The sequence below is a fragment of the Geodermatophilus sabuli genome (assembly GCF_900215145.1).
Lineage (GTDB): Bacteria > Actinomycetota > Actinomycetes > Mycobacteriales > Geodermatophilaceae > Geodermatophilus > Geodermatophilus sabuli.
Genome location: NZ_OBDO01000002.1, coordinates 163,118 through 188,891, shown reverse-complemented (window position 1 = coordinate 188,891; position 25,774 = coordinate 163,118). Strand labels below are relative to the sequence as shown.

General features: G+C 75.4%; 22 protein-coding genes and 4 tRNA genes. 11 read left to right on the top strand and 15 right to left on the bottom strand.

The features are described 5' to 3' along the window. Positions 1–46 precede the first annotated feature (46 nt). A complete protein-coding gene (locus tag CRP39_RS06450; RefSeq protein WP_097205445.1) occupies positions 47–949 on the bottom strand; it encodes a hypothetical protein in 903 nt (300 codons plus the stop codon). A 58-nt stretch (positions 950–1,007) separates the two neighbouring features. After that, positions 1,008–1,247, bottom strand: a complete 240-nt coding sequence (locus tag CRP39_RS06445) for a hypothetical protein (protein ID WP_097205443.1) — start codon at positions 1,245–1,247, stop codon at positions 1,008–1,010. Between the two features lie 624 nt (positions 1,248–1,871). On the opposite strand from CRP39_RS06445, the gene CRP39_RS06440 reads away from it, so the two are divergent. Further along, positions 1,872–2,585: a hypothetical protein gene (locus CRP39_RS06440; protein ID WP_097205441.1), complete on the top strand. Its 714-nt coding sequence runs from the start codon at positions 1,872–1,874 to the stop codon at positions 2,583–2,585. 266 nt (positions 2,586–2,851) lie between these two features. Here CRP39_RS06440 and CRP39_RS06435 read toward each other — a convergent pair. The 3 genes from CRP39_RS06435 to CRP39_RS06425 form a co-directional block, all read right to left on the bottom strand. Continuing rightward, positions 2,852–2,927 (bottom strand) — tRNA-Lys (locus CRP39_RS06435). Positions 2,928–3,062: 135 nt separating this feature from the next. Then, positions 3,063–4,112, bottom strand: a complete 1,050-nt coding sequence (locus tag CRP39_RS06430) for an anti-sigma factor RsbA family regulatory protein (RefSeq protein WP_281253758.1) — start codon at positions 4,110–4,112, stop codon at positions 3,063–3,065. 23 nt (positions 4,113–4,135) lie between these two features. Then, positions 4,136–4,957, bottom strand: coding sequence for an MEDS domain-containing protein (locus CRP39_RS06425; protein ID WP_097205438.1), 822 nt, complete (start codon positions 4,955–4,957; stop codon positions 4,136–4,138). 237 nt (positions 4,958–5,194) lie between these two features. Between CRP39_RS06425 and CRP39_RS26345 the strand changes: the two genes are divergently transcribed. Continuing rightward, positions 5,195–5,521: a helix-turn-helix domain-containing protein gene (locus CRP39_RS26345; protein ID WP_143426583.1), complete on the top strand. Its 327-nt coding sequence runs from the start codon at positions 5,195–5,197 to the stop codon at positions 5,519–5,521. Positions 5,522–6,187: 666 nt separating this feature from the next. Here the strand turns inward: CRP39_RS26345 and CRP39_RS06420 are convergent. Together CRP39_RS06420 and CRP39_RS06415 are read right to left on the bottom strand one after the other, a co-directional pair. Continuing rightward, the gene (locus tag CRP39_RS06420) at positions 6,188–6,901 is read right to left on the bottom strand and encodes a hypothetical protein (RefSeq protein ID WP_143426582.1); all 714 of its coding nucleotides are present in this window, start codon (positions 6,899–6,901) and stop codon (positions 6,188–6,190) included. Between the two features lie 209 nt (positions 6,902–7,110). Continuing rightward, entirely contained in the window at positions 7,111–7,986 is an 876-nt protein-coding gene (locus CRP39_RS06415; protein ID WP_097205435.1) for a Rieske (2Fe-2S) protein, read from the bottom strand. 224 nt (positions 7,987–8,210) lie between these two features. Between CRP39_RS06415 and CRP39_RS06410 the strand changes: the two genes are divergently transcribed. The 3 genes from CRP39_RS06410 to CRP39_RS06400 all read left to right on the top strand — a co-directional run bounded on the left by CRP39_RS06410 (position 8,211) and on the right by CRP39_RS06400 (position 10,681). Continuing rightward, positions 8,211–8,696: a GtrA family protein gene (locus CRP39_RS06410; RefSeq protein ID WP_097205434.1), complete on the top strand. Its 486-nt coding sequence runs from the start codon at positions 8,211–8,213 to the stop codon at positions 8,694–8,696. A gap of 75 nt (positions 8,697–8,771) precedes the next feature. Next, positions 8,772–10,319 (top strand): metallophosphoesterase family protein, encoded by a 1,548-nt coding sequence (locus tag CRP39_RS06405; RefSeq protein ID WP_097205860.1) that lies wholly within the window; start codon positions 8,772–8,774, stop codon positions 10,317–10,319. 23 nt (positions 10,320–10,342) lie between these two features. Continuing rightward, positions 10,343–10,681 (top strand): hypothetical protein, encoded by a 339-nt coding sequence (locus tag CRP39_RS06400; protein ID WP_097205432.1) that lies wholly within the window; start codon positions 10,343–10,345, stop codon positions 10,679–10,681. A gap of 126 nt (positions 10,682–10,807) precedes the next feature. Here the strand turns inward: CRP39_RS06400 and CRP39_RS06395 are convergent, their stop codons facing one another. After that, positions 10,808–11,257, bottom strand: coding sequence for an AMIN-like domain-containing (lipo)protein (locus tag CRP39_RS06395; protein WP_216359636.1), 450 nt, complete (start codon positions 11,255–11,257; stop codon positions 10,808–10,810). 439 nt (positions 11,258–11,696) lie between these two features. On the opposite strand from CRP39_RS06395, the gene CRP39_RS06390 reads away from it, so the two are divergent. The 3 genes from CRP39_RS06390 (at position 11,697) to CRP39_RS06380 (ending at position 11,956) form a co-directional block, all read left to right on the top strand. Then, positions 11,697–11,769, top strand: a tRNA-Glu gene (locus tag CRP39_RS06390). A gap of 15 nt (positions 11,770–11,784) precedes the next feature. Further along, positions 11,785–11,858 (top strand) — tRNA-Asp (locus tag CRP39_RS06385). 24 nt (positions 11,859–11,882) lie between these two features. Continuing rightward, positions 11,883–11,956: transfer RNA gene (locus tag CRP39_RS06380), tRNA-Phe, on the top strand. 195 nt (positions 11,957–12,151) lie between these two features. Here the strand turns inward: CRP39_RS06380 and CRP39_RS06375 are convergent. The 3 genes from CRP39_RS06375 to CRP39_RS06365 all read right to left on the bottom strand — a co-directional run bounded on the left by CRP39_RS06375 (position 12,152) and on the right by CRP39_RS06365 (position 15,885). Next, positions 12,152–13,153: a glycosyltransferase gene (locus CRP39_RS06375; protein WP_097205431.1), complete on the bottom strand. Its 1,002-nt coding sequence runs from the start codon at positions 13,151–13,153 to the stop codon at positions 12,152–12,154. 160 nt (positions 13,154–13,313) lie between these two features. Continuing rightward, a complete protein-coding gene (locus CRP39_RS06370) occupies positions 13,314–15,008 on the bottom strand; it encodes an NAD(P)/FAD-dependent oxidoreductase (protein ID WP_143426581.1) in 1,695 nt (564 codons plus the stop codon). Continuing rightward, positions 15,001–15,885, bottom strand: coding sequence for a hypothetical protein (locus tag CRP39_RS06365; RefSeq protein WP_172442321.1), 885 nt, complete (start codon positions 15,883–15,885; stop codon positions 15,001–15,003). Before CRP39_RS06365 ends, CRP39_RS06370 begins: the two co-directional genes overlap by 8 nt. Positions 15,886–16,051: 166 nt before the next feature. Here CRP39_RS06365 and CRP39_RS06360 point away from each other — a divergent pair, with 166 nt between their 5' ends. Continuing rightward, positions 16,052–18,634: a winged helix-turn-helix domain-containing protein gene (locus CRP39_RS06360; RefSeq protein ID WP_172442320.1), complete on the top strand. Its 2,583-nt coding sequence runs from the start codon at positions 16,052–16,054 to the stop codon at positions 18,632–18,634. Here CRP39_RS06360 and CRP39_RS06355 read toward each other — a convergent pair. Then, the gene (locus CRP39_RS06355; RefSeq protein ID WP_097205424.1) at positions 18,627–19,328 is read right to left on the bottom strand and encodes a phosphodiesterase; all 702 of its coding nucleotides are present in this window, start codon (positions 19,326–19,328) and stop codon (positions 18,627–18,629) included. The two genes, CRP39_RS06360 and CRP39_RS06355, sit on opposite strands and share 8 nt — an antisense overlap. 186 nt (positions 19,329–19,514) lie before the next feature. On the opposite strand from CRP39_RS06355, the gene CRP39_RS06350 reads away from it, so the two are divergent. After that, complete coding sequence (locus CRP39_RS06350; protein WP_097205423.1) at positions 19,515–19,721, top strand: hypothetical protein; 207 nt, start codon at positions 19,515–19,517, stop codon at positions 19,719–19,721. A 169-nt stretch (positions 19,722–19,890) separates the two neighbouring features. After that, positions 19,891–21,933 (top strand): transglycosylase domain-containing protein, encoded by a 2,043-nt coding sequence (locus CRP39_RS06345; protein WP_097205421.1) that lies wholly within the window; start codon positions 19,891–19,893, stop codon positions 21,931–21,933. Positions 21,934–21,937: 4 nt separating this feature from the next. On the opposite strand, the gene CRP39_RS06340 is transcribed toward CRP39_RS06345, so the two are convergent. Genes CRP39_RS06340 through CRP39_RS06330 form a run of 3 tightly spaced genes read right to left on the bottom strand, consistent with a single transcriptional unit; the run spans position 21,938 to position 25,748 of the window. Continuing rightward, entirely contained in the window at positions 21,938–23,572 is a 1,635-nt protein-coding gene (locus tag CRP39_RS06340; protein ID WP_097205858.1) for a GMC family oxidoreductase, read from the bottom strand. A 2-nt stretch (positions 23,573–23,574) separates the two neighbouring features. Next, positions 23,575–24,882, bottom strand: coding sequence for a class I adenylate-forming enzyme family protein (locus tag CRP39_RS06335; protein ID WP_097205420.1), 1,308 nt, complete (start codon positions 24,880–24,882; stop codon positions 23,575–23,577). Next, positions 24,879–25,748: an MBL fold metallo-hydrolase gene (locus tag CRP39_RS06330; RefSeq protein ID WP_097205857.1), complete on the bottom strand. Its 870-nt coding sequence runs from the start codon at positions 25,746–25,748 to the stop codon at positions 24,879–24,881. Before CRP39_RS06330 ends, CRP39_RS06335 begins: the two co-directional genes overlap by 4 nt. Positions 25,749–25,774: the final 26 nt, after the last annotated feature.

Below are 25,774 nucleotides of genomic sequence, written 5' to 3'. Positions count from 1 at the left end.
GGGGCCGGTTCCCGGCGGCTGCTCGCCGCCGGGAACCGGCCGGCCGTCAGGGCGTCAGCGCCGACCGGTCGACGGCGGTCACGAGGTGGCAGCCGGTCGAGCCGAACGGCGTCACCTGGAAGCCCATCTCCGCGAGGACGCCGGCGATCGCGGCGTTCATCGTCCGCTGCACCGCCGCGTCCGCCTCGGCGCCGCGGACCTGCTGCAGGCTCATCCGGTCGTGCTGGCGCCAGCTGACGAGGATGCCGCGGCGCCCGGGATCGGGAGTCAGGCAGACCCCGCCGACCGAACCGCCTCCCGCCGGGCTGCGCTCGGCGCAGTCGTGCAGCGGCAGCCCCGCCTCGACGACGGCGCCGGCGACCTCCACCAGGAGGGTGGTCAGCGCGTCGGTGTCGGTCAGCAGCTCGTCCCAGTCCTCGGCCAGCCGGTCCAGCTGGTTGCCGAGCTCGGCCAGCCACGCCCGCTCCTGGGGCGACTGCCGCCGCACCACGGCCCCGTCGGCACGGGGCACGCCGTAGACCGCTCGGACGTCGTCGGACAGCCCGCCGGACAGGGCGGCCCAGTCCGCCTCGATCCGGTCCGGGAACGGTCCCGCGACGACCCGCGCAGCGGGCTGGTCCTCGGACTCGTCGACCAGCCACCACCCCGAGGGCCGGTCGAGGCCCTTTCCCGCGGGGTGACTCGCCGCGACCCGCTCGCGCCGCCGCTGGCGCACCGGTGCGCCGCCGTTGCGGCCCGGGGCGGCGGGCCGGTCGGCGGCCGGTCGCCCGGCGGGACGATCACCGGCGGGGCTCTGGCCCGCACCCGCGGGGACCGCCGCCGGCTGCGCCTGCTTCTGCACGCGGTTGCGCTCGAACTCATACCGGGCGGTCGAACGGGTGCCGAGCGCGATGACCACGCACGCCAGCACGACGAAGCCCAGCAGGGTCACTGCCGGCCACAGGATCATCGCTCCTCCTCCGTGCACCGCGGGACGACCGTCTGACGAGGGGTGGACACGGCGGCGTTCACCAGGCGCACCAGGTGCCCTGCGGTCCGGCGCCCCAGTTGGCCGCGCGCCGCACCCACTCCTGGGACTGCGCTCGGAGGGCGGCCCGGCGCGCGCCGCGCACGTGCGGCACGACCGGCCGGGCTCCCTCGGGGGGCTCGGGCACGAACATGTCCAACAGCAGGGTCAGGCCGTCATCGGCCGGGGGCCGCTCGACCTCGGTCGGCGGGTGGGGAACCAGTACAGCGGGGGCGCTCACGCAGGGTCTCCTCGGACGTCCTGTCCGCGGCTGGGGAAGTGCCGTGGACAAGGGGAAAACTAGGGTGGCCGCCGCCCTGACCTGCGGTTCTCGCCGGGCCGTGGAGGAGCCCGTGACGAGATCGTTGCCCGGGCCCGGCTGCGCGGTCGGTGACCCCCCGCTGCGCCCGGTGCCTTGTCGACTTCCCTCCCGTTCTCCAGCGTGCGCGGGCGGTGACCGATCCGTGGTCAGTCCTGGAGCACCTGTCCGCCCGGCATGTCGCGCCGGCCGACGCGGGCGGGCCGACACCGGCCACGGCCGCCCCTGCGCGCCGTCGCTGCGGGAGCGCGGCGGTTCCCGATCGCGGCGGGGGACAGGTCCTCAGGCCCGAGGGGACCGATGTCGTCCCGCACGCGGTCGACCCGGGGTTCGGCGCGGCGGCTCTGGGAACCGAGCGAGCAACTGGTCCGGGCTGACTGGCGTTCATGCCCATCCATGGGATGACGAGATCCTGGCGCGCCCACTGATCCCGCGACCGGGGTACCACGACGCGCTCCGTCTGCCGATGACAGGACCCGACGATCAGCATCGTGGCTGCAGCAGGCCCATGACCAGGTCCTGCGGCCGGTGAGGAAGGGAACGCACGTGAAGCGACGTATCGGCATTGGCGGCGCTCTGGCGCTGGGGCTCTCCGCCGTTCTGGCAACTCCCGCGCAGGCCGCGGACACGGAGACGATCTACGTCCCGGACGACTTCGTCCAGGCCCTGTCCAGCACCAAGGGAACCGGCTCCTGGGAGCTCGAGGGCAGCTCCCTCCACCTCAAGACCGTTACGGGGACCGACAAGGTGGCCGAGTACGTCGCCACCGACCAGTCGCTTGCCGCCATCGGCGAGCCGGCCCTGGACTACACCAGCGCGACCGGCGCAGCTCCCGGCTTCCAGCTGATCATCGACTTCGACGCCAACGGCAGCCCCGACGGCATCCTCATCGGTGAGCCTGGCGCGTACGGCAATGACTGGTGGCTGAACAACGCCGCAGCCGGCTTCGTGAAGGAGAAGGCGCCTTCCCACACGTCTGGGTTCGGAAGCACCAACCACGGCACGCTCGACCAGTGGCGCGATGCGTTCACCGACGCCAACGTGACCGCGTTCGGCTTCTCCCTCGGTACCGGCCCGACCGGGGAAGGCGTGCTCAACGCCATCGACTTCGCCGGGTCCCGCTACACCTTCGCCGCGCACACCGTGCTCGAGGGCAAGGACGACTGCAAGAAGGGCGGCTGGGCCACGAGCACCAAGCCGGAGTTCCCCAACCAGGGGCAGTGTGTGAGCTACTTCGCCAAGATGGAGAAGATGAAGTAGGCACTACATCCTCTCGGACCGAAGGCCCCCACCTCCGTTACAAAGGTGGGGGCCTTCGGCGTCTGCACAGGGAGGACGTCGAACACCGTGGGCTGTGTCGCGAACAGTGCCGCGCCGGGTAGGCCGGTGACCAATGCCCCTCGGCGATCACCGCCAGACAGCACTGCTCGGCCACGCTCAACTGCCTCATCGAGGGCAGCCGGCACTGGGGTCGAGCACCACCCGAAGCTCCGGCGTCAAGCATCAGTCGAAGCACCACATCGACGTGGTGGGCCCCGTGGGGATCGAACCCACAACCCGCGGATTAAAAGTCCGCTGCTCTGCCAGTTGAGCTAGAGGCCCGGTGGGTGCAGAGAACCCTCCAGACAACCCACGAGACAACGCGTGAGACTGCTGAGCGGCCTGCGGCCCGCTTCGAGGCTACCGCCGGCGCCGGGTGCCACCACGAGCAGCGCACGGCCCGGTGTGCAGAGCCGCCTAGAGCTGCTCCCCGAGCCGACGGGCCAACTCCCGCGCGTCGGCGCGGGCCCGGTCTGCCCGGGCGGCCGGGGTGTCGGCGGGTGCCGCGGCCGATGACGGCGTGGGAGGCGCGTCCGATCCGGGCAGGCCGGTGGCCAGGCGGACGGCGAACCCGGTTCCGGTCCGGAACACCTCCAGCGTGTCGCAGGCCTGCCGGACCAGCCACAGCCCCGCCCCAGCAGGTGGGAAGCCGTTGCCCGGCGGGGTGTAGCCGGCGAGCGGGTCGTCGAACCCGTCCCCGCGGTCCGTGACCGTGCACTCGAGCCGGGTCGGCGTCGCCCACAGCCGGACGACCACCGGCGGGCGACCGTGCCGCAAGGCGTTGAGGAGCACCTCGGCGACCGCCGCGGCGAAACGGCCGCGCAGCTGCCCCGGCTCGCCTGAGCCGTCCAGGGCGGCGCGCACTCGCGCCCGCAGCTCCGGCAGCCGGCTGGCATCGGCCAGGTCTGCCAGCTGGAGCGTAGGCGGGGTGTCTTCCGCTCGACCCGCCCGGGTGGTCGGGGTCCGGCGCAGGACGGTCGCGGGGTCCACGTAACGGTGATTGGGCACGGGGCCCGCGGGGGTCATCAGCGCGGGATGGGTCTCCTCGACGCCTTCGCAGATCGCGTCGGACAGCGCGCGCCGGTCGAAGGCGCACACGCTTGACAGCGGTAGCGGTCCCAGTGCGACGTTGGAGATCGCCTCGCAGCGATGCCACTCGTGCCATTCGTCGCCGGATTGATCGACCGGGATCTCGCCGAGCAGCCGTACTCCGGAGGCCCCGGCCACCAGCTGGCGGCGGACCACCCGGCGGAGCGTGGCGATCACGTGCGCGGTCCGGGTGTAGATCCCCTCCCGCGGCAGGACGACGATGCGGTCGTCGTGACCGAGGGCCTCGGCCAGCAGGGCGCTGTTCTCCTCCCGGCAGGCGAGCACGACAGCCTCGCCGGCGGCCAGCCCGTCGGCCAGGAACGGCACGACCGCCGACGCCAGGTGCTCGGCGGAGCGGTAGAGGAGCGCGGCGTGCAGGTGGGATGGTCCGGTGGTGGAGATCAGTGCTCGCCCCCCACCAGGTGCATGCCGGGCAGCTCGTCGACCTCCAGCATGCGCATCGTGAGCTCGACCGGCGGTTGCAGCGCGACGAGCAGGACGTGGCCGCCTGACGACCGGTAGCTACGGGTGGCGTCGTCGAGCCGCCAGCACGAACCGGCGTCGACGTAGCTGACCTCGCCCAGGTCCACCCACAGCACCCGCGCCCGGTGACGGCTCGCGGCGCTCAGCACCGCAGTGAAGACGTCGGTGTTGGTGGCGTCGACCTCTCCGTGCAGGGCCAGCCCGTCCAGGTCCCGACTGGTGGAGAAGGTCGACTGGTGCACGCCGGCCAGGTGCGTGGTGACTGCGTCGTCCAGCCACGTGCCGGTGGTGGCCGCCTCGGAGTACTGACACATCGCGCTCATCGGCAGGTCGCCGACGAGCGCGTCGAGCCGTTGCTCGACACCGTGGACCGCACTGGGTGACAGGACGCTCAGCGCCGCCCGCACCTCCGCCGAGATGCGCACCGACGCGAACCCCTCGGCCAGCGCGTGCTCCACGACCACGCGCTGGCCCTCCGGCGGATAGAACTCCTCCGGCGGCAGCACCACGAGCTGCCCATCGCGGACGGCGGCGGCAACGTCCACACCCCGCGTCTCCAGCACCGGGACCAGCGCGTCCTCCGGCATGAGCGGAAGCTCGGTATAGATGATCTTCTCGCCCAGCTCCAGCCCACGACGAACCCAGGCGGTCAGACCCGCCAGCCGCTCACCCTCGGTCCGGTGCAGCAGCAGGACGTGCCCATCCCACTCCGCGTCCGGAGCCTCCCGGACATCGCCCACAGGCCAACGCTACGCGCCGAGCACGCCGCTCAGGAGAAGGACGAAAGACACCGACGACCGCTCGGAGAGGCGCCGTTCCACATGTGGTGCTGCTGCGCTCCACCGAGGACGGCGCCCGTCCCGAGAGCCCGACCACCACGATGCGTCGGCGAGGCGAAGGAGCAGGTCCAGGCGTCTTCTGCATCCACCAGAGGCCCGGTGGGTGCAGAACACCCTCCGAAACCCACGAGACAACGCGTGAGACTTCTGGCCACCCCGCAGCCCGGTGTGAGGCTACCGCCGGCACTGCGCTTTGCCGTTGAGCGCGGCTCCAACGAGACCGTCCCGCCCGCAACTCCCCGCCGCAGCGCCCGGCCGGGCGGTCCACCACCTCGCGGCGGCGGGCCGGCCGCGCAGCCGCCGGAGCTGCGGCGCTTCCTGCTGCGCTCCACCGCACAGATGACCACCGCCCTGGCCCTGTCGGCGAACACGGTGCGGGGGCACGTCCGCACGCTGCAGCGCACGCTCGCGGCCCCGGACCGGGACGGCCTCGTCGGCCGCGCCCGCGGGCTCGGCCTGCTGTAGCCGGGCACGCCGGTCCGATCTCCCGGTCGGTCAGCCCCTCACCGAGCAGCTCGAACACGGCCGCTCCTGGGAGTGGGCCCGGCGAGCAGCCGGGTCAGGTCGGCCTCAGCGCTGCTGCGCCTCGGCGCCGCCGTTCATCGAGCCGATCCAACGGGCCGCGTAGCGGATCTCGCGCCTCCTCGGCCTTCCAGGAGAAGCGGACACACCCCCATCGGAACGAGCCCGGCGTCCTGAGAACCGACGGATGGGCCGGTCGGCTGCGCCGAGAAGATGCAGGTCGCATCCGATCTACGGAGCCCCAGACACCCGGCGGGCTGAGTCTCCCGAACCGCCCACCTGCGGTCAGAGCACGTCGAGCAGGAACAGCACGAGGAGGGTCAGCGCGGCCGAGAGGACCAGCGACCCGAGGCACCCCAGCCGGCTGGAGAAGAAGAGGAACACCGGCCCCTGTTACCCAACGAGCCCACAGCGACTCGGAACATCACCGTCCGTGCTCTTCGTCACGGCATTTCACCCGTTCAGGGGATCTCCGTCGGCGGTGTTCGTTACGTAGCGTCACTTCTGCCCGAGCGGTCGACCGGTACGGACACGGTCGACGCCCCGGGCGACCCCCAGGCCCCGGCCCGGTCGTCCCGTTCCCCCCGGGGCGGCCGGGCCGGATCCCACTCACCGCCGTTGCGCGCACACGCCGTCCACCATCGCCCACAGCAGCGCCTCCTGGGCCTCGTCGACCGGCAGCGGCACCGGGACGGCGTCGGCGTCGCCCACCTCCACCTGCAGCGGGAAGAGGAACGGCTGCTTGGTCTCGGCGAGCACGTGCGGCTCGCAGGTCGCCACCGTGAAGGTCATCGGCGTCGACACCTCGGCCTCGCCGCCCTCGAGCACGACCGGCGCCTCGTCGAGGGCCACGTCCACGAGGACGCTGGGACGCACCCCGACGACGGTGACCGCGCGGTCGTCGTCCCCCCGCCGGGTCAGGACGACGCTGCCGGTGGCCTCCTCGCCGTCGACGACGAGGCCGGTCAGCGCGATGCCGGCGACGTCGAGCACCCCGGCCACGGCGCACTCCTCGCGGTGGACGACCGCCAGGTCGTCGCCCGCCAGCGGCACCCGTACCTCCTCCACCGCCCCGCCCGGCCGGCTCAGCGCGAGCCGGGCCGAGACCGGATCGGGGGCGGCCGCGCAGTTCGGTTCGCCGTAGGGCGTGGGCAGGTCGATCACGCGGCCGGGCGTGAACTCGGCCGTCAGCGGCGTGGGCGGCAGCGGCGCGAACCCCGGCGAGTCGAGCGCGACGGCGGTGACCGTGAACGGTTCGGTGCCGACGTCGGTCACCCGCACCTGGACCCGCCCGCCCACCACGACGTCCGTGCGCAGGCGCACGACCTCCGCCTCGATCCCCGGCACGGCCGGGACGGCCGGGGCCACGGACGTCGTCGGAGATGCGGACGGCGTCGGCGCAGCGGACGGCGTGGACGGGGACCCGGCTCCCCCAGCGCCGCACGCCGCGCACAGCAGAGCCGCCAGTCCGGCACCCGCGCGTCTCATGGCGCCGCAGCGTAGGACCGCGCCGCCGTTCGCAGGGGGCGCTGCTACCGCTGGTGGCCGGGCAGGCGGGCCATGACCCGGCCGGCCTCCATCCGGGTCTCCAGCTTCTCCTGCGGGTTGGCGGCCGGGCCGCGCCGCGGCTCGCCGTTGTCCAGGTCGAACGCCGACCCGTGCCAGGGGCACACCAGGCACTGATGGCCGCGCACCTCCTCGACCGCGCCCTCGTGCAGCGGGCCGGACAGGTGCGAGCACGCGCCGATGAACGCGTCGACCCGGGTCCCCCGGCGGACGGCGACCAGCGGGACGTCCACGCCCGCCCCCGGGCCGGTGCGCAGCGCCGGGCGCCCCTCGGGCAGGTCGTCGAGCGGGCCGAGGTCGATCCAGTCGGTGGACAGCGCGCGGGCTGCCGTGGCGGCGTGCGAGGCCCCGGAGGACTGCGCGTAGGACATGTGGCCGCCGATGGCCGCCGAGCCGGTCGCGATGCCGAGTCCGGCATAGGACAGGACGCGGCCGAGCGTGCCCCGCCCCCGGCCGCGGGCCACCAGGGACCCGACGTAGAGCCCCAGCGCCGCGGTGTTGGCCAGCGCGTGCAGCGCGCCGAGCCGGCGGACACCGGAGCCCTGCTCCGACCAGTCGGCGGCACCGCTCAGCGCCGCGGGGACGGCGGCGGCGACACCCGTGCCGATGAGGACCGTTGCCGCCGGCCGCAGCGGCGGGACGGCGTCCAGCAGACCGGCCGACACCCAGCTGCCCACGGGGACCTGGACGAGCACCGGGTGCAGCGGGTGCCCCAGCCAGGTGCCGTGCAACGCGTCCTTGACCGCGTCGGGCAGGCTCTGCACCGCCCTGCGGGCCGGCTCGATCGCCTTGTCGAAGGTCGCGACGTCTGCGACCCGGTCGAGGATCCCCATGAGGCTCATGCCGACCCCCCTACCCGCGCGGAGCCGCCGCGATGCCGGTGCGCCCGCCGCCACCGTCCCGGGACGGGGAGTGAGCAGGTCAGCACGGGGCGCACCTGCCGCTCGGGGGGTCGGTCCGGCGTGACGGGTCACACAACGGAATCGTCACAGGTCAGGGGAATAACGGCTGGCATGCAGCCGATTCACAGGAGGAACCTGCACAAACGACCTGTGCCGTCGAGAGGATGCTCGTGACCTGCCCGTCGTTGCTCGCCCGGCGCCCCGCGGTCGGCAACGTCGTCAGCAGCATCACGCACCGGGTCCGCGCCGAGGACGCGGTCGGGCAGTTCGTCCGGTTCGTGCTGGTCGGCGGCGCGACGACGCTGGTCTACGCCGCCCTGTTCGTCGCCCTCGAGGGCCTGGGCTACCTGCCGGCCCACCTGGTGGCGACGGCGGCCTCGACGGTGCTGGCCAACGAGATGCACCGCAGGCGCACCTTCCGCGCCGGGGAGCGGGTGCACTGGTTCACCGCCCAGTGGGAGGCCGGCGGGATCACCGTCATCGGCCTCCTGGCCACCAGCGCGGCGCTCGGCGTCCTCGACTCCACGGTCGCCTCGGTCAGCGTGTACGTGCAGGTCGCCTGCGTGGTCACCCTGACGGCGCTGATCGGCCTCATGCGGTTCATCGCGCTGCGCTGGATCTTCCGCACGCCCGTCGCCGACGCCGCCTGAGTCGGCCGGCGCCGCGGTCCGGCGCGCCCGTCACCAGCACGGCACCGGGGTGTCGTGCTCACTAGCCTGATGCAGGTGAGCGAGCCGAGCAGCCCCGGCCCCGCGCGCGGCTCCGTCGTCCTGCGCCGCGCCGGTCGCTGGGCGCTGCGGCTGGCCGTCGTCCTGGCCGGCGCGTTCCTCGGCATCCTGCTGCTCGGGCGGGTCGACGCCCAGATCGGGCCGTTCGACGCGACGGTGGCCTACCGCCCCCTCGGCGGCGGCGCGGACCTCGACGTCCCCCCGCTGGGCGCCCTGCAGGTCGATGCCTTCGACGGCCCGCTGCGGTTGGAGATCCAGCTCAGTCGGGTGGACGAGATCCGCGCCCAGGCGCTGGCCACCGACCCGACCCTGCTGGACGGGGTGGTGGACCGGGTCAGCACCGACCTGCAGGACGCCGTCGTGCGGGTGACCGTCCTGACCGCCGTCGCCGCAATCGCGGGGGCGATGGCGGCCGCGCTGTTGATGCTCCGCCGGCGGCGCGAGGTGTTCCTCGCCCTGGGGTTGTCCACCGCCCTGGTGGCGGGCACCGGCGGCCTGGCTGCGGCCACCTGGCGCCCGGAGGCGCTGCTGCAGCCGACGTACACCGGGCTGCTGGTGAACGCCAACAGCCTGATCGGCAGCGCGCAGGACATCGTGGCCCGCTTCGACGCCTACCGGGCGTCGCTGGAGGACCTCGTCACCAACGTCAGCACCCTGTACTCGACGCTGTCGGCGTTGCCCGCTCCCGGGGGCGCCACCGACAGCGTCGCCCTGCTGCACGTCTCCGACCTGCACCTCAACCCGGCCGGGTTCGACCTGGTGCGTCAGGTGGTGACGCAGTTCGACGTGGACGGCGTCCTGGACACCGGCGACATCACCGACTGGGGCAGCGAGCCGGAGAACCAGCTGATCGGCGGCATCGGCGGCCTGGGGGTCCCCTACGTCTTCATCCGCGGCAACCACGACTCCGCCGTGACCGCCGGGCTGGTCGCCGCGCAGCCGAACGCGACGGTCCTCGACGACTCGGCGGTCACCGTGGCCGGGATCGAGGTCGTCGGGACGCCGGACCCCCGGTTCACCCCCGACCAGGACGCCACCGGCGCCACCGAGTCGCTGGAGGAGACCGGGGAGGGCCTCGCGGAGTTCGCCGAGACCTTCCCGTCCCCGCCGGCCATCGCGATGGTCCACGACCCGAAGCAGGCGACCCCGCTGGACGACGTCGTCCCGCTGGTGCTGGCCGGGCACACCCACGAGCGGGACGTCTCCGAGCTCGACGGCGGGACGCGGCTCATGGTCCAGGGCTCGACCGGCGGCGCCGGCCTGCGCGGCCTCCAGGGCGAGTACCCCGAGCCGCTGACCTGCACGGTCCTGTACCTCGACCCGGCCACCGGCGTGCTGACCGCCTACGACGAGATCACGCTCGGCGGGCTCGGGGAGACCGAGGTGACCATCGAGCGCGTCGTCGTCCCGCCGCCGGGGGACGGTTCCGACGGGTCCGGTGGGGACGGCAGCCCCGACGGGGACGGCGGTTTCGGCACGAACGGCGGGTCCGGCACGGACGGCGACCCGGACGGCTCCACCCCGCCCGCCTCCCCGACCGGCTGACGGGCCGCGCCTACGCTCGCGGCATGTCCTCGACGACGTCGACCCGCGCCCCCCGCCTGGCCGCCGCCGCCCTCGCCGGCGGGCTGGTCCTGCTGCCGCTGACCGCCTGCTCGTTCACCTCGAACAACCTCTCCTGCAGCGCCAGCTCCTGCTCGGTGACGCTCTCCGGCGACGGCTCCGAGGTGGAGATCCTGGGCACCTCGCTGGCCTTCGGCGGAGTGCAGGACGGCCGCGCCGAGCTCCGCGTGGGGAACGCCAGCGTCTCCTGCGCCCAGGGGGAGACGGTGACCGCCGGTCCGCTGTCGCTGGAGTGCACGTCCGTGGGGAACGACTCCGTGGAGGTCACCGCCTCGCTGGGCTGACCGCGACCCGACTCCCTGTTGATCATGGGGGTGTGGCCGGCGACACGGGCCGACACGCCGCGACAGGTCCCAACGAGCCCATGGTCAACGAGGTCAGCCGGCGGGTGCATCCGGGGCGGGACCGGGTCAGCCCTGGTCGGCGACCTCCACCACCACGCGGGTGGGCCTGTCGAGCGAGTAGACCCGGAACGGCACCTGCGCCCGCGTCCCGATGAAGGCGACCGAGGTCCCCTCGAACGTGGCGTCCCAGACGACCTCCGTCACCGTCTGCGTCCCGGTGCCGGGCAACGGGTCCGGGCCGGCCCACTCCTCGACCCCGGTGTCGTACGGGTATCCGACCCCGGTGAGCGTCACCTGGAGCACCGCGTCGCCGGCCACCTCCAGCGCTTCACCACTCCCCTGAGAGGCCGCCTGGTCCACGTAGCGGACGTCCCAGCCAGGGGTGCCGGTACCGCCCACCTCGAGGACCACCCGGTCGAAGCCGTCCTGCCGACCGGTGCGGATCTCGCTGACAGTGACCCGGGCGTCGGCCGACGCCTCTGCCGTGTCGGGCCGGGTGTCGGCCGGGAAGGGCACGCCACCAGCACCAGCACCAGCACCAGCGTCTGCGCCGCCGCCACCGCCGCTCTCTCCGCCGGGGGTGTCGCTCGCCGGCGAGGCAGAGCCGGTCGTCTGCGACGACGACGCGGCGGTGGACGCCGAGGACGCAGCCGGGGCGGAGTCGCCGCCACCGCACCCGGCGAGCAGGACGGTGGCGAGCAGGACGGAGGGGCAGACCAGAGCGGCTGCGCGACGGTGGGTCACCGCCCCATGGTCTCAGCGGCGCCGGCGCCCAGCCCGCAGCAGGGGCAACGTGTCGCCGCCGGCCGGCCGTGGCGACGGACGACGGCCACCCATCCCCAGCCACACCAGCACGAACGTGCTGCCGGTGTCCGCGCGTCGACCCGCCGGGGGACCCCCTGTCGGACCCGTCCCGGGAACCATGTATCGTTCTCGCTGCCCCCGGCGAACACGAGCCCCCATCGTCTAGCGGTCCAGGACGCCGCCCTTTCAAGGCGGTAGCACGGGTTCGAACCCCGTTGGGGGCACGGCACCACCAGCAAGGCCCTGTAGCGCAGTTGGTTAGCGCGCCGCCCTGTCACGGCGGAGGTCGCGGGTTCGAGTCCCGTCAGGGTCGCTCTCCGGTGTTCAGCACCGGGAGGGGCAGGTAGCTCAGTCGGTACGAGCGCTCGCCTGAAAAGCGAGAGGTCGGCGGTTCGACCCCGCCCCTGCCCACACTTCTCCACCCGCCACCGTCCCGCCCCCCCGGGGCGGCAGACACCGTCGCGGTGAGCTCCCTCCTCACCACGCCCCGCGCGCGCGACGCCTCTCGGCTGACCACCGACACCAGCCGCCCGGATGCCCTGCGTTTCTACGAGCGGCTCGGCTTCGTCGCCTCGCACGTGGGCCTGCAGCTGCCCCTGTGCGGGATCAGGCCCCCGCGCGGTCGGCGACCACCTGCGCGTAGACCTGCTCGTGCACGGCCCGGACGGCCGCGGCCTGCTCGGCCCGCCACGCCCGGTCCGCCGGTCGGGGCGCCGGCCGGGTCAGGGCGGCGGCGACGGCGCCGTCCAGCGACACCGGGTCGAAGCCGCGCTCCTCGTCGTTGCCGTACGTGACGACGTCGGACCACTGGTCGGCGAACCAGCCGCAGCTGGGCGCGACGACGCGGGTGCCGACGTCCCGGCAGATCTCCAGGTCCAGCGAGTGCGTGCCACAGTTCTCCGGCAGGACGGCGACGTGCAGCTCCTGCAGCTGCTGGACCCACCCGTCGGCCTTGCGCGGCAGGTACTCCAGGGTGTCGCCGGCCGCGGGCACCGGTGGCGGCTCGACGCCGTCGTCGAGGAGCACCCGCAGCCGACCGCCGCCGTTGACCGCACCGGACAGCGCCGCCCGGACCAGCCCGACCGGGTCGGGCACCGCGATCCCGGGCGCCCGCAGGGCCAGGCCGACGAGGCCGCGCTCGGCACCGAGATCGGGCACCGGGGCGGCGACCGAGGGGTGCGCGACGACGATCGCCGTCCGCCCGTAGCGCTCGGCGATGTCGTCGGCCCCGCCGGGCGTCAGTGTGAGCACCACCTCGGCGGTCGCCAGCAGCGCGCTCAGGTGCGCCTCGTGCCGCCGCGGCGAGGACTGCGCCGGGTCGCGCAGCTGGTGCACCGTCGTCACCAGCGGGACGCCGGTACGACGCACGGTCTCCGTCCAGCTGACCATCTCGTCCTCGGGCAGGTGACCGTAGCCGGAGTGCACGTGCACGACGTCGACCTCGTCCGAGTGCGCCGCGAGGTACGCCGGGTCCAGCCACGGGCTCTGCGGGGTGGCCGGCCCGACCCGGACGACGTCCGCCGGCAGGACGGCGTCGACGTAGGGGTCGCTGTGCGGCACGCTCACCACCCGGATCCCCGGGTCGGCGGACCCCTCTGTGGCGCTCACGCGGACGTGCTCCTCCTACGGCCGCGCACTGCGACAGGTGGCGGGACTCCTCGAGGCAACTGGTCGAACGGGCGTACCCATGATCCCGGCGGCGAACCTGTGACGTGACCCTGGGTGCGCGCGTCCACCCGAAGAGTCGACAACCACCCCCGGGAGCGCGTCAGCGGGCCGCGGCCACCCGCGCCGCGGCCAGGTGGGCGTGCACCAGCGTGATGGCCAGTGCCCCCTCCCCGACCGCCGAGGCGACCCGCTTGACCGAACCCTGCCGCGTGTCGCCGGCGGCGAAGACGCCGGGCGCGCTGGTCTCCAGCAGCGCGGGGGGCCGCTCCAGCGACCAGGCCGGGTCGGCGTCGGGCGCGGTCAGCGCACTGCCGGTGAGCAGGAACCCCCACCGGTCGCGGGCGAGCGTGCCGGCCAGCCAGTCGGTGCGCGGTTCGCTGCCGATGAGCAGGAACAGGACGCCGTTCTCCTCGGTCTCCGCACCGGTGTCCAGGTCGCGCACGGTGAAGGACTCGAGGAACTCGGTGCCGCGGCCGCCGACCACCTCGGCCCGCGGGCGCACGTCGACGTGGGGGAGGGCCTCGAGCTCCCGGATGAGGTAGTCCGACATCGTCTCGGACAGCCCGGCCCGCCGGACCAGGACCGTGACCCGGTCGGCGAACCGGGAGAGGTGCACCGCCGCCTGGCCGGCGGAGTTCCCGCCACCCACGACGAAGACGTGCCGCCCGCGCATCGCCGGGGCCTCGCTGACCGCCGCCCCGTAGAACACGCCGCGGCCGGTCAGCGCCTCCAGGTCCGGGACGCCGATCCGTCGCCAGCTCGCGCCCAGCGCCAGGACGACGGTCCGCCCGCGCACCGAGGTGCCGTCGCTGAGCGCGACGTGGTGCAGCCCGCCCTCGGTGTGCAGGCCCTGCGCGTACCGCATGAAGTGGAACGTGCTGCCGAACGCCCAGGCCTGCTGGTAGGAGCTGAAGGCCAGCCGGTTGCCGGTGATCCCGGTCGGGAAGCCGGGGTAGTTGCGGATCATCGAGCTGGTACCCGCCTGCCCACCGACCGCCTCGGCCTCCAGGACGAGGGTGGACAGCCCCTCGGAGGCGGCGTACACGCTGGCCCCGAGTCCCGCCGGGCCGGCGCCGACGACGACCACGTCGTACACGGCGTCGGGGTCGAGGGGCTCGAACAGGCCGAACGCCTCGGCCACCTCCAGGTCGGTGGGGTCCTGCAGGACCGGGCGCTCGGGGTGGAAGCGCATCACGACCACCGGCAGCCGGGGCGACTGCAGCTCCAGCCCGTCGAGCAGCGCCTGGCCGCGCGGGGACGACGCCTCGTAGAAGCCCAGGGGGATGCGGTTGCGGGTCATCTGGTCGCGCAGGTGCTGGGCTCGGGACGACCAGCGGTCACCGATCATCACCACCGCCTCGCGTCCGCTGCCCTGACGCGACGTCCACTCGTCGAGGACCTCGGTGACCGCCCGGTGGAACTCCTCGTCGACGTACTCCTCGGGTGCGTAGACCCACCGGTCGAGCTGTCCGAGGGTCAGCGCCTCGAAGATCGGGCGGGTGGTCTCCCAGGCGCCCCACCGGACGAGCGCGACGGCGAGGGCACTCGGGTGCCGGGCGTGCAGCGCCCGGAGCACCGCGAGCCCGTCCGGGTCCTCCTCGCCCAGCCCGCCGAGCAGAGCGGCCACGGGCGGGTGCCCCCAGGCGGCCAGCGCCCCCGGCACCTCCTCGGCCCGGGTGCAGGCGATGATCACGTAGTCGCCGCCGTAGCGCCGCTTGAGCTCCCGGACCGTGGCCAGCCGGGGGATCTCGTCCCGGCAGACGACGACCAGCGCGCCGTGGTGCGCCTCAGCCATGGTGCCGGCCACTCGGAGAGCGGGCCAGCCGCCAGCCCGCGGCTCCGGTGGCGATGACCACCACCACCAGGACGGCGAATCCCCACGCCGCCAAGCCGGACCACGCGACGGCACCGCTGTACCGGACCACCGCGACCGCCACCAGGACGCCGAAGACGGTGTAGGCGATCGCCGCCGTCCGGAGCCGCCCGAGGTCCCCGGCCACGGCCGCCAGCGCCGTCGCCACCCCGAAGGCGACCAGCCAGGCGGCGATGACGCGCCCGGTGAACGGGGTCAGGGGCCATGGCCACAGCGTCGTGGCCGACGTCGGTACCACGAACAGCGCGAGGCCGACGCCGAGCAGGACCGCCGACTCGGCCGCCAGGGCGATGCGCAGCGGGCGCGGCACCGGGTCCAGGGGAGGCGGGTCGTCCCCGGGTGCCCGCTCCTGCCACCAGATCAGCACGACCATGCCCACCGGGACGACGACGTAGACGGCCAGCCAGAACCAGGCCGCCACCTTCGGCAGCAGGGGCAGCCCGCCGAAGTCGTCGTCGAAGTGCATCCGGTTCACGTGCACCAGGGTGGCCACCAGGGTCAGGACGACGAAGACCAGGATCGTCAGCATCGGCACCCGCGTGCGGGCCCACACGCCGTCGCGCAGCGAGAGGACGACGAGCACGCACCCGGCGGCGTAGCCCGCGCCGAGGAACGCCGCGGTGAGCGGCGGCCGGATCGTCCAGGCGAACGTCTCGTCGGTCTGCTCGGCGAGGACGAACAGCGACCCGACGGCCATCGCGGTGAGCACCGCGAAGACGACGAGCAGGGCGCGCATCGCGGGGACCAGCCGGCGGACCGGCGGGGCCGGCGCCTCGGTGTACGTCGCCGAGGTGTCCACTCGGACCTCCGGTGCCTGGATCCCCGTGCCACGGTCTCGGACTGGGGCATCGAACCACCGGCCACGGGTGCTGTCACGGCTTTTCCGCCGCGCTCCGGCGTCCCTAGACTCGCCCCGGACAGCGCCGGCTCCCGGCGCCGCCGTCGGCGCCCGTCGGGAGGTGTCCGTGGCCGGACCGGTACCGGTGACCGACGACGCCCCGGCGCCGATCGCCACCCCCGACCAGCGGCTGCGGGTCTTCGTCTCCTCGACGCTGGAGGAGCTGGCCGCCGAGCGGCGGGCCGTGCGCGCGGCGGTGACCCGGATGCGGCTGACCCCCGTGCTGTTCGAGCTGGGCGCGCGGCCACACCCACCGCGGGACCTCTACCGCGCCTACCTGGCGCAGAGCGCCGTGTTCGTCGGCGTCTACGGGGAGCGCTACGGCTGGGTCGCGCCCGGGATGACCGTCTCGGGGCTGGAGGACGAGTACGACCTGTCCGCAGGCAAGCCGCGGCTGCTCTACGTCCGGCGGACCGCACCGGCCCGCGACCCCCGGCTGGCCGGGCTCATCACCCGCATGCAGGCGGAGGGCGGCGCCTCGACGACGCCGTACGACGACCCGGACCAGCTCGCCGAGCTCGTCGCCGACGACCTGGCGGTCCTGCTCACCGAGCGGTTCGCCGCGCCCCGCCCGCAGCCGCCGGGCCTGGCCGCCGGGTGGCTGCCCGCCCCTCCGACCCCGCTGGTCGACCGCACCGCCGAGCTGGAGCTGCTCACCGGCCTGCTCACCGACCCGGCGGTCCGGCTGGTCACCCTCACCGGACCGGGCGGCACCGGGAAGACCCGGCTCGCGCTGGCCGCCGCCGAGCGCCTCGTGCCGGACCGGGACGGCGTCTGGTGGATCGACCTCGCGCCGCTGCGGGACCCCGCGGAGGTGCCGGTCACGGTCGCCGCCGCGCTGGGCGTGACCGCCGAGGGACGCCGTCCGCTGCTGGACCTGGTCGCCGAGCGACTGGCGGGGCTGCGCGCCCTGCTGGTGGTGGACAACGTCGAGCAGGTGCTGGACGCCGCACCCGCGGCCGCGCCGCTGCTGGCCCGCTGCCCGCGCACCCAGCTGCTGGTGACCAGCCGCGCGGTGCTCGGCCTGCGCGGTGAGCACGACGTGCCCCTCGGGCCGCTCGCCGTCCCCGGGCCCGGTGAGGAGCGGCCCGACCAGGTGCGGGCCGCTCCCGCCGTGGCGCTGTTCACCGCCCGTGCACACCGCGCCGACCCGTCGTTCGCGGTGACCGACGCGACCGCGGCGACCGTCGCCGAGGTGGTCCGCCGGCTGGACGGGCTGCCGCTGGCGGTGGAGCTGGCCGCGGCCCGGGTGCGCACCCTGCCGCCCGCCGTGCTGCTGCGCCGACTGGACCGCGCACTGGACCTGCGCGGAGGCGACGTCGACGCCCCCGGCCGGCAGCGCACCCTGCGGGAGACCATCGCGTGGAGCCACGACCTCCTCGCCGAGCCGGAGCGGGCCCTGCTCGCCCGGCTCTCGGTCTGCGCGGGCGGGTTCACGCTGGACACCGCCGAGGCGGTCGGTGCCGTCGACGACGACCTCGACGTCCTGGAGACCCTGTCCTCGCTGGTCTCCCACAGCCTGGTCACGCCCGCCGACGCCGGCGCCGGCGAGCCGCGCTTCCGGATGCTCGGCCTGGTCCGCGCCTTCGCCGTCGAGCGGCTGCGGGAGCGCGGCGAGGAGGAGGCCGCCCGCAGCCGGCTCGCCGAGCACCTCGCCGGGTTCGCCCGTGAGGCGGGCGCGGCGCTGTCCGGCCCGGGGCACCGGCTCTGGCTCGCCCGGCTCGAGGCCGAGGCCGCCGACCTGCAGGCGGCCCTGCGCTGGGCCGTGGACGGTGACCACGCCGAGCTCGCCGTCCGGCTGACCGCACCGCTGGCCCGCTGGTGGTGGGCGCGGGGGCTGCTCCCCGACATGGCGGTGCTGGCCGAGCGCACCGCCGCGCTGCCGTCGGCCGCGCGGCTGCCGCCGGAGGCGGCCGGGCGGCTGCTCTGGGCCCGCGCCGCGACCCGGGTCGCCCTCGGCCGCGTCGCGGAGGCCCGGCCGCTGCTGGAGCGGCTCGTCGCCGACGCCCGGGGGCACGGTGACGCCTGGCTGCTGGGCCACGCGCTCAACGGCCTGGCGATGACCCTGCCGCCGGGCGACCCCGACCTCGCGCCCACCCTCGACGCCGCGGTGGCCGCCCTGCAGGCCAGCGGCGACACCTGGTCGGTGGCGTTCGCCCAGCTGTTCCGCGGAGCCGTCGCCGTCCTGGCAGGGGTCCCCGCCGAGGCCGCCCGGCTGCACGGGGAGGCGCTCGAGGCGGCCCGCGCCCTCGGCGACGACCGCCTCACGGCCACCCTCTGCGACCAGCTCGCCCTGGACGCCCTCGGAACCGGCGACCGGGCGGCGGCCCGCGCCGCGCTGACCGACGCCGCCGGGCTGCACCGGCGGCTCTCCGACCTGGAGGGCCTCGCCTACTGCCTCGACGGGCTGGCCGCCCTCGCCCTCGCCGAGGGGGACGCGCCCCAGGCCGCCCGGCTCGCCGGCGCCGCCGCGGCCACCCGGTCGCGGACCGGCGTCGCCGTCTGGCCTCCGCTGCAGCCCCTCGCCCGCCGGCTCGAGGACGCCCTCACCGCCGCGCTCGGTCCCGACGAGGCCCGCCGGCACCGGGCCGCAGGGGCGCAGCTGGAGCCGTGGACGGCGCTGGACGAGGGGCTGGCCGCGGTCAGCTGAGGCGCTGGGTGGGCTCCCCCTCCCGGCCATCGCGGGCGGCGGCGTAGGCCGGTGCGCGGAAGCGCGCCATCGGACCGTCGGGCACGAGCCCCGGCGGCGGGTTCCGGACGGCGTCGAACCGCAGGTCGGGGTCGAGCTCCGCGACCGGCGCGAGCAACCGCAGCCGGCCGAACGGGTGCCAGGCGCCGCCGCCCCGCGCGACCGCGAGGGTGAACACCGGACGGCCGGCGGTGATCGCGGCGGCCAGCGGCCCCGGCTCGCTCGGCAGCGGCACTGACGACTCCGGCCAGGCCGCGAGGTGCAGCGTCCCGGCGTCGGACCGGTACCCCATGAGCGAGGAGTAGGTGCTCGCGGCGTCCCGCCGGAACGCCGGCAGGAAGCGCGTCAGCCGGCCCCGGCCGGTGCCGGACAGCAGCAGGTCGACCGGCGGCTCGCCCGGGAGGCGGACCGCCAGGCCGAGCAGGTCCGGTAGCCGGGCGGGCAGCCCGGCGCCGCGGGACAGCCGCACGAGGACCTCCCGGCTGCCCTCCTCCGCCAGCCACGGCACGCCCTCGGCCTCCGGGCCACCGGTGCGGTCGAGGACGCCGTCCACGACGACGCCGCGCGGGTGCATCGGCTTCCCGGAGCGGCGGCGGGCCAGCGCGCCGAGCGGGATGCCGACGACCCGTCCGGCCGTGCGGGGCAGGTCGGGCACGGTTCCTCCTGTCGACGACGTCCCGCTCCCATACCCCGATCCGACGTCCGCCGTGCACCTGTGCCGATCCTCCAGTGACGGGTGTGACGAGCGGGTCGCGGTCCGTCAGATCCTGTGCACCGGCCGCCCGATGTCGGTGGGCATTCGCCCTGTGGCACGGAGCGGTCCGGCACCTACCGTCAGGACATGTTCACGACGCTCCTGGTGATCGGCGGGGTCCTCGTCGGACTGGTCGCCCTGCTCGCGCTCATCGTCAGCCTGAGCGCCCGTCCGGCCACCCGCGGGTCCGCGCCGACGGCCGGGAGCCCCGGGTGGGTCGCCGCCACCGGCCGCGCCCACCCCGACGCGTGGTCCGAGCCGGTGCCGACCTCGGAGATCCCGGCGGCCCGCTGACCGCCCCCTGACCCGGCGTCCCGGCGGCTGCGGGCAGCGCGCCGCCGGGACGCTCCGGCTCCCGGCCGCCGGCCGCGCGCTGCCGACTGTTCCGGAACGTCGGCGTGCGCCATGATCGGACCGCGTCCAACCGCTCACACCGGGTGGCTCGACGCCGGCGAGGTCGGACATGGCTCGGTCGCACACCACCCGGGCGGACGGGGAGCCCCCGCTCCGCCGGCTGCGGGCGGCCGGGCTGCTGCTCCTCGCCCTGCCACTGGCCGGCGCGCTGGTCGCCGCCCTCCTGTCCCCGTGGGTCGTGGGCCCCGGCGTGGCCGCCAGCAGCTCCGCGTCCCTCCTGGCGCCGCTCCCGGTGGAGCTGACCGACGCCACCCCCGCGGGCAACACCGTCGTCCTCGCCGCCGACGGCTCGCTGATCACGCACTTCTACCGGCACAACCGGACCCCGGTGGCCGCCGACCGGATCGCCGACGTCATGGAGCAGGCGCTGGTCGACATCGAGGACGCGCGCTTCCACCAGCACAACGGGCTCGACGTCGAGGGGACCCTGCGCGCGCTCGTGCGGAACCTGACCGCGGGGTCCGTGGAGGAGGGGGGTTCGACCATCACCCAGCAGCTGGTCAAGCAGACGCTGCTGGAGACCGCCTCGACGCCGGAGGAGCAACAGGCGGCCATCGAGCAGAGCCTGGCCCGCAAGCTGCGTGAGGCCCGGCTGGCACTGGCCCTGGAGGAGACGTACTCCAAGCAGGAGATCCTCACCCGCTACCTCAACCTCGTGTACTTCGGCGAGGGTGCCTACGGGATCCAGGCCGCGGCGCAGACCTACTTCAGCGTGGACGCCGCCGACCTCACCCTCCCCCAGGCCGCGCTGCTGGCCGGGCTGGTCCAGACACCCGCGGCCGACAACCCGCTCGTCGACCCGGAGCGCGCCCGCGAGCGCCGCGACCAGGTGCTCACCCGCATGCACGACCTCGGGCACATCACCGACCAGGAGCTCGCCGAGGCCTCGGCCGCGCCGGTGGAGACCGCTCCCGCGCGGGCCCCGCGCAACGGCTGCGTCGACGCCGTGATCGGCGGCTTCTTCTGCGACTTCCTGCAGCGCCACCTCACCGACGTCCTGGGCATCTCCCAGGAGCGGCTGGAGGACGGCGGGCTGACCATCCGGACGACGCTGCGGCCGGACGTGCAGACCTCGGGCGACGCCGCGGTGCTGGCCAGCCTGCCGATGGGCGACCCGCTGGCCGCGATCTTCACCGCCGTCGAACCGGGCACGGGTCACGTGCTGGCGATGAGCGTGAACCGGCGGTTCGGCTACGACGCCGACGACCCGGCCCAGGAGTCGGTGAACCTCAACGTCGCGGCCAGCCAGGGGGCGGGCTCCACCTACAAGGTGTTCGTCGCGGCAGCGGCGCTGGAGCGCGGCTTCCCGCCCTGGCACACGATCACCACCAGCGACCCCTACGTCTCCCAGGTGTACCGCGACGGCGCGGGGCCCTACGTCGTCGAGAACGTCGGCGACTTCCCACCCACGCTGACGATGACCGAGGCGCTGATCCGCTCCTCCAACACCTACTTCGTCGCCCTGGAGGACCAGCTCGGCAGTGTCGAGGGCCCGGTCCGGGCCGCCCAGCGGATGGGGCTGTCCTCCCTGGACCCGGTCGCCGACCGGGTCGTGGCCGAACGCCGCGGCTCGTTCACCCTCGGCCCGGAGGCGACCAGCCCGCTCGCCCTCGCCAGCGCCTACTCGACCCTGGGGGCCGGCGGCACCCGCTGCACGCCCACCCCGGTCACCGAGGTCCTCGACCGCAACGGGCGGCCGCTGGCCGGCCCGGACGGCACACCGGTGCCGACCGGTCCGTCCTGTGAGCCGGGGGCGATCCGGCCGGAGGTCGCCACCACCCTCAACCAGATCCTGGTCGGGGACACCGCCCTGCCCATCGGCACCGGCACCCGCGCCGCCGTCCCCGGCCACCAGGTCGCGGGCAAGACCGGCACCAGCCAGGACCGCTTCTCCGTGGCCTTCGTCGGCTACACCCCGCGGTACGCGGCGAGCGTGATGGTGCTCAACCCGAAGCAGAACCAGGACGTCGGCGGCTTCGGGGGCGGGCGGGGCGCCCAGGTCTGGCACGACGCGATGCTGCCGGTGCTCACCGCCGGGCCACCGGAACCCTTCCCGCCCGCGGGCCTCCCGCTGGTCCCGCCGCCCGGCTGACCGCTCACGCCCCGGTCATCAGCTCCGCGGCCCGCTCGCCGATCATCACCGCGGTCGCGGCCGGCCCGCGGGTGGTCACCCACGGCATGACCGAGGTGTCGACCACCCGCAGCCCCTCCACGCCGCGGACGCGCAGGTGCTGGTCGACCACCGCGCCCGGGTCGCCGGCCGGTCCCATCCGCGCCGTCCCGGCCAGGTGGACGGCGGTGGCCAGGTGCCGGCGGACCCAGCGGTCCAGCTGCCGGTCGTCGGTCAGGACGTCGTCGGGCAGGCCGGTCCGCTCGGCCACCAGCGGGGCCAGGGACGGCGCCCGCAGCAGCTCGGCCGCCAGCCGGACCACCTCCCGCATCCGCCGCCGGTCGGACGCCTCGGTGAGGTAGCGGTACTCGATCCGCGGCTGCACGCGCGGGTCGGCCGAGGTGAGGCTCAACCGTCCGCGGCTGTCCTCGGCCTGCAGCGCGACGCCGAGGAACAGGTCGTCGCGGCGCCGCGCCGTGTCGACCAGGCGGTGCAGCGAGGCCCCGCGCAGGGCGCGCACGGTGTCCGCCGGGCGCCGCAGCACGTCGGTCACGCCGGCCAGCCGGGAGCCGGCCGAGCGGTCGAGCATGACCCGGCTGAACGGCTTGAGCCAGGGCATCACCTCCAGGTCGCCGGGGGTGCCGCCGCCGTCGGAGGTGGTGTGGAGGACGCCGTGCAGCGGGTGGAGGTCCCGCGGCATCGGCAGCCGGCGGGCCGGCCGGTAGGTGACGTAGAGGTCGGGGTGGTCGGTGAACTCCGACCCGACCCCGGGCACGTCGGCCACCACGTCGATGCCGAGGGCGCGCAGGTCGTCGGCCGGGCCGATGCCGGAGAGCAGCAGCAGCTGCGGCGAGCCGACCGCGCCGGCGCTGAGCACCACCTCCGCGGCGCGGACGACGCCGTCGTCGGTCTGCACGCCCACGGCGCGGCCGGCCTCGACGACGACGCGCCGCGCGTGCACGCCCCCGCGCACCGTCAACCCCCGGTGCCCCCGCCGCGGGGACAGGTAGGCCATCGCGGTGTTGGCGCGCACGCCGTCGGCGACGTTGAGCGGCACCGGCCCGTACCCCGGGGCGCCGTCGGCGTTCTTGTCCGGCTCGGCGGGGAAGCCGAGATCGCCGGTCGCGGCGGCGAAGGCGTCGGCCAGGGGGTGCCCCTCCTGCGGACGCCGCACCGGGACCGGCCCCGCGCTGCCGTGGCCGGGCCGGTCGCCGTACTCCCGGTCGGACTCCAGGCGGACGAAGGAGGGCAGCACCCGGTCGGCCGACCACAGGTCGTTCCCGGCGGCCGCCCAGCCGTCGAAGTCCGCGCGGGTGCCCCGGATGAAGTAGCCGCCGTTGAGCGCGCTCGACCCGCCCACGACCCGGCCGCGCGGCACCGGGAAGGTGACCTCCTCGGTGAGGATCCCCGACAGGTCCCAGTTGGCCGGGTGACCGGGCACGGCGGCGCCCATGGCGGCCGCGTCCCGCAACACCGGCGGGAAGTCCTCGGGGCGGGCGTGGTCGGCGCCGGCCTCCAGCACCAGCACCCGGCGTCCGGCGTCGGCCAGTCGGGCCGCCAGCGGCGCGCCCGACGTCCCGGCGCCCACGACGACGACGTCCCACTCGGGGGGAGGGGGCATCGTCACAGCCCGAGGACCCCCGGCAGGTCCAGCCGGCGCACCTTGCCCGTGGAGGTGCGCGGCAGCTCGGTGACCGGGTGCAGGCTCTTCGGTCGCTTGGCCGGGCTCAGCCGTTCCCGCGCCCAGGCGGCGAGCTCCGCGGGGTCGACCGGGCCCACGTACGCGGCGACCACCCGCTGGCCCCACTGCTCGTCGGGCACCCCGACGACCGCGCTCTCCACGACCCCGGGGTGGGCGTCGAGCACCGCCTCCACCTCGGCCGGGTAGACGTTGACCCCGCCGGAGATGACGAGGTCCTCCCGCCGCCCGTCGAGCCACACCACACCGTCGTCGTCCACCCGACCGAGGTCGCCGACGGTGACCCGGTCACCACGCCAGGCCGCCGCCGTCTTCTCCGGTGCCCGCCAGTACTCGAACCGCGCCCACCGCGGCACCGCGCACCACAGCTGGCCGCGCTCGTCGGTCTCCAGCCGCCGTCCCGGCCGGGCCCGGCCGACGGACCCGGGGGAGGCCAGCCAGTCCTCGGGCGAGCAGACGGTGAACTGCGCCTCCGTGGAGCCGTAGAACTCCCAGACGCTGCCCCCGGGCAACGCGGCCAGCACCGCCCGCTTGAGCGGCTCGGGGCAGGGCGCGCCCGCGTGCACCAGCCGCCGGAAGGAGGACCAGTCGACGTCGCGGTGTGCGATCAGCCGCTGCAGGTGGGTCGGCACGCAGAACGCGGTGGTCGGGCGCAGCGTGGTGATCGCCTCCGCCGCCCGGCCGGCGTCGAACGGGCCGGGGAGCAGCACCTCGCCGCCGGCCAGCAGCGTGTGCACGGCGAAGCGCAGCGGCGCCGAGTGGTGCAGCGGGGAGAGCACCAGGTGCCGGTCGCCGGGGACGAAGCCCCACAGGTCGATCTCCTCGGCCGCGAGCGCGCGGGCGTCGTCCTCGGCGAGCACGCCGGACCACACGCCCTTGCGCCGGCCGGTGGTCCCGGAGGTGTAGTGCATGGGCCGGGCCAGCGGGACGTCGGCCAGCTCGGCCTCGTCGGTCCCGGTCAGGAGCCGGGCCGGCTCGGCGCCGACGTCCAGCCCGGGGTCGGCGTCGGTGGCCAGACCGGCCCGCTCGGCGGCCGGCAGTGCGGGGTCGAGCACGACCGGGACCACCCCGGTGCGCAGCGCCCCGAGGACGACGGCCAGCAGCGCCGGCGAGGACGCCGCCGACACCAGCAGCCGGTCGCCCGGGGTCAGGCCCGCGGCCCGCAGCGCGGCGGCCGCCCGCCGCTGGTCGCGCTCGCTGTCGGCGGCGCGGACCACCGCCACCTGGCTCACGCCCGGCGCACCGGCCCGTCGAGCCGGCCCTCCACGCGGCCCTCCGCGAGCAGCTTCACCAGCGTCGCGCGGGTGGACTGGGCGGCGGCCGGCCACACCTCCCGCGGCACCGCCGCGTACACGGTGGCGACCAGCTCGTCGACCGTCCGGGGTCCCTCGGCCAGCGCCGCGAGCAGCTGCTCCTCCCGCATCGCGCGGTGGGCCAGGTAGAAGTCCAGGACCGCGCCCGGATCCTCGGTGAGCTCCGGCCCGTGCCCGCAGTACAGCGCGCTGGGACCGAGGTCGTGCACCCGGCGCAGCGACTCCAGGTAGGCCAGGACGTCCCCCTCGGGATGGGTCACCACCGACGTCCCGCGGCCGAGCACGTGGTCGCCGACGAGCACCGCACCCGACTCCAGCCGGAACGCCAGGTGGTCGGCGGTGTGCCCCGGCGTCGGCACGACGTCCAGCGTCGTCCCGGCCAGCCCGAGCCGCTCCCCCGGCGCCAGCACCCGCCCGCCCGGCCCGGCGACGCGCTGGTCGGCGGCCGCCACCGGTGCGCCGAAGTGGGCACCCCAGGGCAGCGCGGCCTCCGCGTGGTCGCCGTGGTGGTGGGTGACGAGGACGGCGACGCAGCGGGCACCGCGGTCGGCCAGCGCCGCCTCCACCGCCGCGAGGTGGGCATGGTCGTCGGGGCCGGGGTCGACGAGGACCGCCTGGCCCGCGCCCGGGGCGCCCACCAGGTAGGTGTTGGTGCCGTCGAGGGTCATCGGCGAGGGGTTGGGGGCGAGTACGCGGGTGACCAGCGGCTCCAGCGCCGCCGTCCGCGGCAGCTCGCCGGGCGCCGGGAGGTCCCAGCTCGTGCGCGGGTCGGCCGGGGTCTGCACGACCGGCACCGTAGCCCGCCCGCCGC